Here is a 7,604-nt window from a genome sequence, read left to right on the forward strand (position 1 = left end):
CTACAGAGGCGCGCACGGCGCCGGTCTCCTCACGGTCGGGCACGACCGGGTGCTGCTGGAGCGCTGGTGCGACCGCACGGTGCGCTGGGAGGACGTGGCGGCGGCGCCCACGGCTTGAGCGGGTGCCCGGCACACCGTGCGGGAGTGCTCAGCGAAGCTCGGGCGGGTGTTCAGCGCACCGTGCACGAGTGCTCGGCGAACCTCGCGGGAGTGTTCAACGAACCTCGGACGAGTGCTCAGTGAACCTCGGGCGCTCGCTCAGGCCTCGTTGGGGTTGCTCGGCTTGCCCTTGACGGCGTCCAGGCAGCCCCGTACCCACGCCTCGGGGGAGTCGTCCGCCTTCTTTCCCGCGGTGCGCGCCAGGCGCTCGCACCCCCCGGCGATGGCGTCGGCCACCACGCTGCCGTCCCGGTCCGTCTTGCGGAGCTGAATTCCGTCGTGGTAACCGGCTCCGTAGGCGACGTGCATCGGCCATACGGGAACGTTGTTGAACTTCGAGACCAACACCCAGGCAGCGGTGCCGAGCAGCGCTGCCGCGACCACTGCTGCGATCACCAGGTTCTTGCGGCGCGGGCCGCGGACATGGGTGGACATATCGCCTGTGAGGACCATGGGAACAGGGTGCCAGACGTCTCGCACGCGTGATCCACCGGGTCCTTCCGGTGGCTTCCGGCCGAACATGGCGCGAACTCGCGTGCACACCCTGCCGGTTGGCCCCTCCGTGACGGATACTCGCCGAGTCCCCGCGCCGCCCGTCGAACCCGGAGCCTCCGCATGTCCCTCACCACGCGACGTACCGCCGCAGCCACCCTCGCAGGAGCGCTGGTCGGCGCCGCGGGATGGGCGAGCACCCTGCCCGCATCCGCGCACCTCCCGGCCGCGGCCCCGGAGGCGAAGCGCCCGCCCCGGACCAGGCCCCTGCGCCGCGCCCACGCCCACAACGACTACGAGCACCCGCGGCCCCTCCACGACGCGCTGGCGCACGGCTTCACCAGCGTCGAGGCCGACATCCACCTGGTCGAAGGCCGACTCCTCGTCGCCCACGACCCGGAGGACCTCGACCCGGCGCGCACCCTCGAAGCGCTCTACCTCGACCCCCTGGCCGCCCTGGTGAAGGCGCACCACGGGAGCGTCCACCCCGGCCACCACCGGCCCTTCCAGCTGCTCGTGGACATCAAGACGCAGGGCGCCGCCACCTACCTGGCCCTGCACCGCGCGCTCCACCCCCACCGAGGGATGCTCAGTACGTACCGCGACGGCAGGGTCCGTCCGGGCGCGGTCGTCCCGGTGGTCTCCGGCGACCGCGCGGCACGCGTTCCGATGGAGGCGCAGCGCACCAGGTACGCCTTCTACGACGGCCGCCTGGACGATCTCGGCACGGCGGCGCCCGCCTCGTTCATCCCGCTGATCAGCAGCAACTGGACGGAGAGCTTCAGCTGGCTGGGCACAGGGCCCTTCCCGCGCGCGCAGCGCGACAAGCTGCACGCCCTCGTCCGCACCGCCCACCGCAGGGGGCAGCGGGTGCGCTTCTGGGGCACGCCCGACGTGCCGGGACCGGCCAGGGACGCCCTCTGGCGCGAACTCCTGGCGGCCGGCGTCGACCACCTGAACACGGACGACCTGGCGGCGCTGGAGAAGTTCCTCAGGAGGCACGACCGGTAGGGCCGTGCCCACCCCGCGAACCCGCCCTGCCCGCGGCCGGGTTCAGAGCACCCGCGACCTGATCAGGAAGCGCACCCCCTCCGGAGCCTCCAGGGAGAATCCGGAGCCGCGCCCCTCGACCACGTCCACGATCAGCCGGGTGTGCCGCCACACCTCGTACTGACTCGTCGACATCCAGAACGGCACGGACTCCTCGACGCCCTCCACGGCGAGGGACGCGAGGAGCACGTCGGAACCACCGGTACGGAACTCGCCGTCCAGGTAGCACATGGGCGCACTGCCGTCGCAGCAGCCGCCCGACTGGTGGAACATCAGCGGGCCGTGGGCGTCCCGCAACCGCCGCAGCAGACCGGCGGCTGCGGGTGTCAGTTCCACGGGCGCAGCTCCCGCGGGGGAAGTACCGGGGACGGAGCTCATGAGGTGCGGCCCCTCTCACATGCGGTGGGTGGTGCGGCTGTCCCGTTCAGCTTCGCTGCTGAACGGGCCGGCCGACACCCCGCGTCCCGCCTTGGTTCAGGGCCGGTATTCAGCCTGCGTCGGCCGCCAGGGCCGCCGAGACGACCGCCTTCGCCTCCTCCTGGACCCGGCCCAGGTGCTCGGCGCCGTGGAAGGACTCGGCGTAGATCTTGTACACGTCCTCGGTGCCGGAGGGGCGGGCCGCGAACCAGGCGTTCTCGGTGGTCACCTTGATGCCGCCGAGCGACGCGCCGTTGCCGGGGGCCGAGGTGAGGACCGCGGTGACCGGCTCGCCCGCGAGGGTGTCGGCGCCGACCTGCTGCGGCGAGAGCCTGCCGAGGACCGCCTTCTCCCCGGGGGTGGCCGCCGCGTCGATCCGCGCGTACGCGGGCTCGCCGAACCTGGCCGTCAGATCCGCGTAACTCTGCGACGGCGTACGCCCGGTGACCGCCAGCATCTCCGAGGCGAGCAGCGCCAGGATGATGCCGTCCTTGTCGGTCGTCCACACGGAGCCGTCGCGGCGCAGGAAGGACGCCCCCGCCGACTCCTCGCCGCCGAACCCGAGCGAACCGTCCGCGAGGCCGTCCACGAACCACTTGAACCCCACCGGCACCTCCACCAGCGTGCGGCCCAGGTCACCGGCCACCCGGTCGATCATCGACGACGACACGAGCGTCTTGCCGATCCCGGCGGACGCTGCCCACTGCTCGCGGTGCGCGAACAGGTAGGAGATCGCCGCGGCCAGGTAGTGGTTGGGGTTCATCAGCCCGCCGTCGGGGGTGACGATGCCGTGCCGGTCGGCGTCCGCGTCGTTGCCGGTGGCGATCTGGAAGCGGTCCCGCTGCTCGATGAGCGAGGCCATCGCGTACGGCGACGAGCAGTCCATCCGGATCTTCGCGTCCCAGTCCAGCGTCATGAACCGCCAGGTCGGGTCGGTCAGCGGATTGACCACCGTCAGGTCGATCCGGTGCTGCTCGGCGATCCGTCCCCAGTACGCGACGGACGCCCCGCCCAGCGGGTCGGCGCCGATGCGCACCCCGGCGGCCCGCACGGCGTCCAGGTCGAGGACGGCGGGCAGGTCGGCGACGTACGTCCCCAGGAAGTCGTGGCGGCCCGTCGTGGCGGCGGTCAGGGCGCGCGCGTACGGGATGCGCCGGACGCCCTTGAGGCCGTCGGCGATCAGCTCGTTCGCCCGGTCCTGGATCCAGCCCGTGGCGTCGGAGGCGGCCGGGCCGCCGTTCGGCGGGTTGTACTTGAAGCCGCCGTCGGCGGGCGGATTGTGCGACGGGGTGACGACGACACCGTCCGCGAGGCCGTTCGTACGGCCCTTGTTGTACGTGAGGATCGCGTGCGACACCGCGGGGGTGGGCGTGTAGCCGTCCGCCGAATCGATCAGCACCCGCACGTCGTTGGCGGCGAACACCTCGACCGCGGTGACCTTCGCCGGCTCGGAGAGGGCGTGCGTGTCCGCGCCGATGAACAGCGGCCCGTCGATGCCCTGGAGGGCGCGGTACTCGCAGATCGCCTGGCTCGTGGCGGCGATGTGGTCCTCGTTGAACGCCGTGTTGAGCGAGGAGCCCCGGTGGCCCGAGGTGCCGAAGGCCACCCGCTGGCGGGGCTCCGCCGGATCGGGGTGGAGCGCGTAGTACGCCGTCACCAGCCGGGCCACGTCGACGAGATCGTCCGGCCGGGTCTGCTGTCCCGCTCGTTGGTGCGGCATCCGCCCGTTACCTCCATGGTGTGTCGCAATGCGGTCGGCCCATTCTCCCGGACCGGCGGGGCTGATCGCACGCACGCATGTTCCCTCTGTTGTGGGAGGTGTGAGTGGTGATGCGGTGGGGTAGCAGGGTCGATGTCGACGAGTGGAATACCGCAGCAAATGGGTGGAAACTCGTCAAGGAGTCACATAAGTAAGAGTCACCGCACAGTCGAACGTGAGGAGAAGCGCCATGTCGTCCAAGCGCCGCCGCAAGAAGAGGGCACGTCGCAAGAACGGTGCCAACCACGGCAGCCGCCCCCAGAGCTGAAGCACAGCTGACGTGGTGCCGAAGTGGCGTCCGACCCGGCAGGACCGGGACGGGCGCCACTTCGCCGTGTACGGACTGTTGGTGCGTGGTGCGTGGTGCGTGGTGCCGTGCTGGCGGGGCCGCCCACCTGGTCGGAGCCCCGTCGTGACCGGACAGTAGAGTTTCGGCTGCGTCGTCCCCCGAACCGATCGCGCCGTCCCCCGAGCACAGAGGTACCGTCCGTGACCCCCGCAGCATCCGCACCACCCGCCCCGCCTGCGGTGACCGTCATAGGCATCGGCGCCGATGGATGGCCGGGACTGCCCGACGCGGCACGCTCCGCACTTCTCGGCGCCCAGGTCGTGATCGGCGGCGGACGACAGCTGGAGCTGCTGCCGCCGTCCTGCACGGGCGAGCGCGTCCCCTGGCCCTCGCCGCTGCGGCCCGCCGTGCCGGGACTGCTCGCCGCCCACCGGGGGAGCAGGATCGCCGTACTCGCCAGCGGCGACCCGATGTTCTACGGCATCGGCCGCGCCCTCGCGGAGACCCTCGGCCCCGACGCCCTGCACGTCCTGCCGCACCCGTCCTCCGTGTCGTACGCCTGCGCCCGCGTCGGGTGGCCGCTGGAGGACACCGAGGTCGTCACCCTGGTCGGCCGCCCCACGGCCCGCCTCGCCGCAGCCCTGCACGACGGACGCCGGGTGCTGGTCCTGAGCGCGGGCGCGGAAACGCCCGCCGAGGTGGCGGCCCTGCTGCGGGACCGCGGCTTCGGCCCGAGCCGCCTGCGGGTGCTCGAACAGCTCGGCAGCGAGGAAGAGGCCTGCACCGAAGGCACCGCCGACACCTGGGAGCACCCGCCGGGCGACGCACTCAACGTCGTCGCCGTCGACTGCGCCCGCGCACCCGGAGCGCTCCGGCTGGGAGCGGCTCCCGGACTGCCCGACGAGGCGTACGAGAACGACGGCCAGCTCACCAAGCGCCACATCCGCGCCGCCACCCTCGCCACCCTCGCCCCCGCCCCCGGCGAACTCCTCTGGGACATCGGCGGCGGCTCGGGCTCCATCGCGATCGAATGGCTGCGCACCCACCCCTCCTGCCGGGCGGTCACCGTCGAACGCGACCCGGTACGGGCACAGCGCATCGCCCGCAACGCCGACCGGCTCGGAGTGCCCGCCCTGCGCGTGGTCACCGGCCGCGCCCCCGCATCCCTGGCCGGACTGCCCGTACCGGACGCCGTGTTCATCGGCGGCGGGCTCACCGCCCCCGGCCTCCTCGACGCCTGCTGGGAGGCGCTGCCCGACGGCGGCCGGCTCGTCGCCAACACGGTCACGCTGGAGTCCGAGGCACTCCTCGCCGCCTGGCACCGCCGCCACGGCGGCGGCCTCGCACGGCTCGCGGTCGCCCACGCCGTCCCCGTCGGCGGCTTCACGGGGTGGCGGCAGGGCATGCCGGTCACCCAGTGGTCCGTCACCAAGAACCCCACGTCCCCCGCAGCAGCTCCAGGAGACAACGCATGACCGTGTACTTCATCGGCGCAGGACCCGGCGCGGCCGACCTGATCACGGTGCGCGGCGCCCGCACCCTCGCCGCCTGCGGGGTCTGCCTGTACGCGGGCAGCCTGGTGCCCCGCGAACTGCTCGCCGAGTGCCCGCCCGACGCCCGACTGGTCGACACCGCGCAGCTCGACATCGAACAGATCACCGCAGAGCTGACCGCCGCCCACGCGGCCGGACAGGACGTGGCCCGCCTGCACTCCGGCGACCCCTCGGTCTTCAGCGCCGTCAACGAGCAGATGCGTCGGCTCGACGCGGCGGGCGTGCCGTACGAGGTGATCCCCGGAGTCCCCGCCTTCGCCGCCGCCGCAGCCGCCCTCAAGAGGGAGCTGACGGTGCCCACCGTCGGCCAGACCGTCATCCTGACCCGCATCGCCCAGCGCGCCACCGCCATGCCCGAGGGCGAGGACCTGGCGACCCTGGGCCGCAGCGGCGCCCTGATGGTGCTGCACCTGGCCGCCCAGTACGTGGACCGGGTCGTCGAGGAGCTGGTACCGCACTACGGCGCGGACTGCCCCGCGGCCGTCGTCGCCTACGCGTCCCGGCCGGACGAGATCGTGCTGCGCGGCATGCTGGACGACATCGCGGCGCAGGTGAAGGCGGCGGGAGTGCTGCGTACCGCCGTGATCATGGTCGGGCGGACGCTGGGCGCGGAGCAGTTCCACGACAGCCACCTGTACTCGCCGGCGCGGGAGCGGCACGTGTGCTGACTTCCCGCCCGGGCAGGCACCGGTCGGCCCTCTCCGGAACGCCGGCCGGTCTCGCGCTTGCCTGCGGCGCTGCCCCGGTCCCGCCCCTTCACCTAAAGCGCTTGGCCGCGCGGCTGGGTGGGTGGCTGGTCGCGCAGTTCCCCGCGCCCCTTTGGGGCGCTCCGGCCCACGATCGCTCCGGCCCGGTCGATGCAGATGACGTCGACCGCGACCGGTGCCCCGCGCAGCACCGACAGCGCCTCGTCCCGGGCCGTCACCGCCACCAGGTCCCCGAGCGGCACCCCGCGCGCCTGGCACAGCTGGAGCGCCGCGAGACCCGTGTTGGCGACCGCGATCTCCGCCGCGAGCGCCTCGTCCGCACCGCCCCGGCGGGCCAGCTCCGCCAGGAAGCCCTTGTCCACCTGGGAGCGGGCCGAGTGCAGGTCCATGTGCCCGGCGGCGAGCTTCGACAGTTTGGCGAAGCCGCCGCAGATCGTCAGGCGGTCCACCGGATGACGGCGTACGTACTTCAGGACCGCGCCCGCGAAGTCCCCCATGTCCAGCAGGGCGATCTCCGGCAGCCCGTACTCGGCGACCACCGTCTTCTCCGAGGTCGAACCCGTGCACCCCGCCACATGGGTGTGCCCGGCCGCCTTCGCCACGTCCACACCCCGGCGGATCGAGTCGATCCAGGCCGAGCAGGAGTACGGCACGACGACACCCGTGGTGCCGAGGATGGAGAGACCGCCGAGGATGCCCAGGCGGCCGTTCCAGGTGGAGCGGGCGATCTCCTCGCCGTGGTCCACGGAGACGGTCACCTCGACGTCGCCGGCGGCGCCGTGCTCGGCCGCCACCTTGGCCACGTGCTCGCGGATCAGCTTGCGGGGCACCGGGTTGATGGCCGGTTCGCCGACGTCGAGCGGCAGGCCGGGGAGGGTGACGGTGCCCACGCCCGGGCCCGCCCGGAACACCACGCCGGAGCCCGGCGGCAGCCGCCGTACCGTCGCACGCACCAGCGCACCGTGCGTCACGTCGGGGTCGTCGCCCGCGTCCTTGACCACCCCGGCCATCGCGTGGGCCGCCCCCAACTCCTCGACGGCCAGCGCGAAGGCGGGCGTCTGGCCCCGGGGCAGGGTGATCGTCACCGGATCGGGGAAGTCCCCGCTCAGCAGGGCCGTGTACGCGGCGGTGGTGGCCGCCGTGGCACAGGCGCCGGTCGTCCAGCCGGAGCGCAGACC

The 7,604-nt window shown here is 73.0% G+C and carries 8 protein-coding genes and 1 pseudogene; 5 read left to right on the forward strand and 4 right to left on the reverse strand.

What is annotated here, in order from left to right; translation table 11 throughout:
- Positions 1-118: pseudogene (locus tag ACWGIG_RS34920) on the forward strand (ABC transporter ATP-binding protein); the annotation flags it as partial.
- A 140-nt stretch (positions 119-258) separates the two neighbouring features.
- Here the strand turns inward: ACWGIG_RS34920 and ACWGIG_RS34925 are convergent.
- Positions 259-594, reverse strand: a complete 336-nt coding sequence (locus tag ACWGIG_RS34925; protein WP_453325720.1) for a hypothetical protein — start codon at positions 592-594, stop codon at positions 259-261.
- Between the two features lie 180 nt (positions 595-774).
- On the opposite strand from ACWGIG_RS34925, the gene ACWGIG_RS34930 reads away from it, so the two are divergent.
- On the forward strand, positions 775-1,662 hold the full coding sequence (locus ACWGIG_RS34930; RefSeq protein WP_453325721.1) for a phosphatidylinositol-specific phospholipase C/glycerophosphodiester phosphodiesterase family protein: 888 nt from the start codon (positions 775-777) through the stop codon (positions 1,660-1,662).
- 42 nt (positions 1,663-1,704) lie between these two features.
- Here the strand turns inward: ACWGIG_RS34930 and ACWGIG_RS34935 are convergent, their stop codons facing one another.
- The gene (locus tag ACWGIG_RS34935) at positions 1,705-2,079 is read right to left on the reverse strand and encodes a DUF779 domain-containing protein (RefSeq protein WP_453325722.1); all 375 of its coding nucleotides are present in this window, start codon (positions 2,077-2,079) and stop codon (positions 1,705-1,707) included.
- A gap of 109 nt (positions 2,080-2,188) precedes the next feature.
- Entirely contained in the window at positions 2,189-3,838 is a 1,650-nt protein-coding gene (pgm, locus tag ACWGIG_RS34940; protein WP_453325723.1) for a phosphoglucomutase (alpha-D-glucose-1,6-bisphosphate-dependent), read from the reverse strand.
- Between the two features lie 229 nt (positions 3,839-4,067).
- Between pgm and ACWGIG_RS34945 the strand changes: the two genes are divergently transcribed.
- The 3 genes from ACWGIG_RS34945 to cobM all read left to right on the forward strand — a co-directional run bounded on the left by ACWGIG_RS34945 (position 4,068) and on the right by cobM (position 6,387).
- On the forward strand, positions 4,068-4,145 hold the full coding sequence (locus ACWGIG_RS34945; protein ID WP_374104540.1) for a 50S ribosomal protein bL37: 78 nt from the start codon (positions 4,068-4,070) through the stop codon (positions 4,143-4,145).
- A gap of 221 nt (positions 4,146-4,366) precedes the next feature.
- The gene (gene cbiE, locus ACWGIG_RS34950; protein WP_453325724.1) at positions 4,367-5,641 is read left to right on the forward strand and encodes a precorrin-6y C5,15-methyltransferase (decarboxylating) subunit CbiE; all 1,275 of its coding nucleotides are present in this window, start codon (positions 4,367-4,369) and stop codon (positions 5,639-5,641) included.
- Positions 5,638-6,387 carry a precorrin-4 C(11)-methyltransferase gene (cobM, locus tag ACWGIG_RS34955; RefSeq protein WP_453325725.1) on the forward strand — a complete coding sequence of 250 codons (750 nt, stop codon included), beginning with the start codon at positions 5,638-5,640 and terminating at the stop codon, positions 6,385-6,387. The genes cbiE and cobM overlap by 4 nt, the downstream gene beginning before the upstream one ends.
- A gap of 92 nt (positions 6,388-6,479) precedes the next feature.
- On the opposite strand, the gene ACWGIG_RS34960 is transcribed toward cobM, so the two are convergent.
- A partial coding sequence (locus ACWGIG_RS34960; protein ID WP_453325726.1) for a cobalt-precorrin-5B (C(1))-methyltransferase occupies positions 6,480-7,604 on the reverse strand: 1,125 nt, incomplete at its 5' end.

It is taken from the genome of Streptomyces sp. NPDC054863, from assembly GCF_053610825.1.

Coding starts and splice junctions, on each gene's coding strand:
- ACWGIG_RS34925 (WP_453325720.1), bottom strand. CDS start 594: ATGTCCACCCATGTCCGCGGCCCGCGCCGCAAGAACCTGGTGATCGCA.
- ACWGIG_RS34930 (WP_453325721.1), top strand. CDS start 775: ATGTCCCTCACCACGCGACGTACCGCCGCAGCCACCCTCGCAGGAGCG.
- ACWGIG_RS34935 (WP_453325722.1), bottom strand. CDS start 2,079: ATGAGCTCCGTCCCCGGTACTTCCCCCGCGGGAGCTGCGCCCGTGGAA.
- pgm (WP_453325723.1), bottom strand. CDS start 3,838: ATGCCGCACCAACGAGCGGGACAGCAGACCCGGCCGGACGATCTCGTC.
- ACWGIG_RS34945 (WP_374104540.1), top strand. CDS start 4,068: ATGTCGTCCAAGCGCCGCCGCAAGAAGAGGGCACGTCGCAAGAACGGT.
- cobM (WP_453325725.1), top strand. CDS start 5,638: ATGACCGTGTACTTCATCGGCGCAGGACCCGGCGCGGCCGACCTGATC.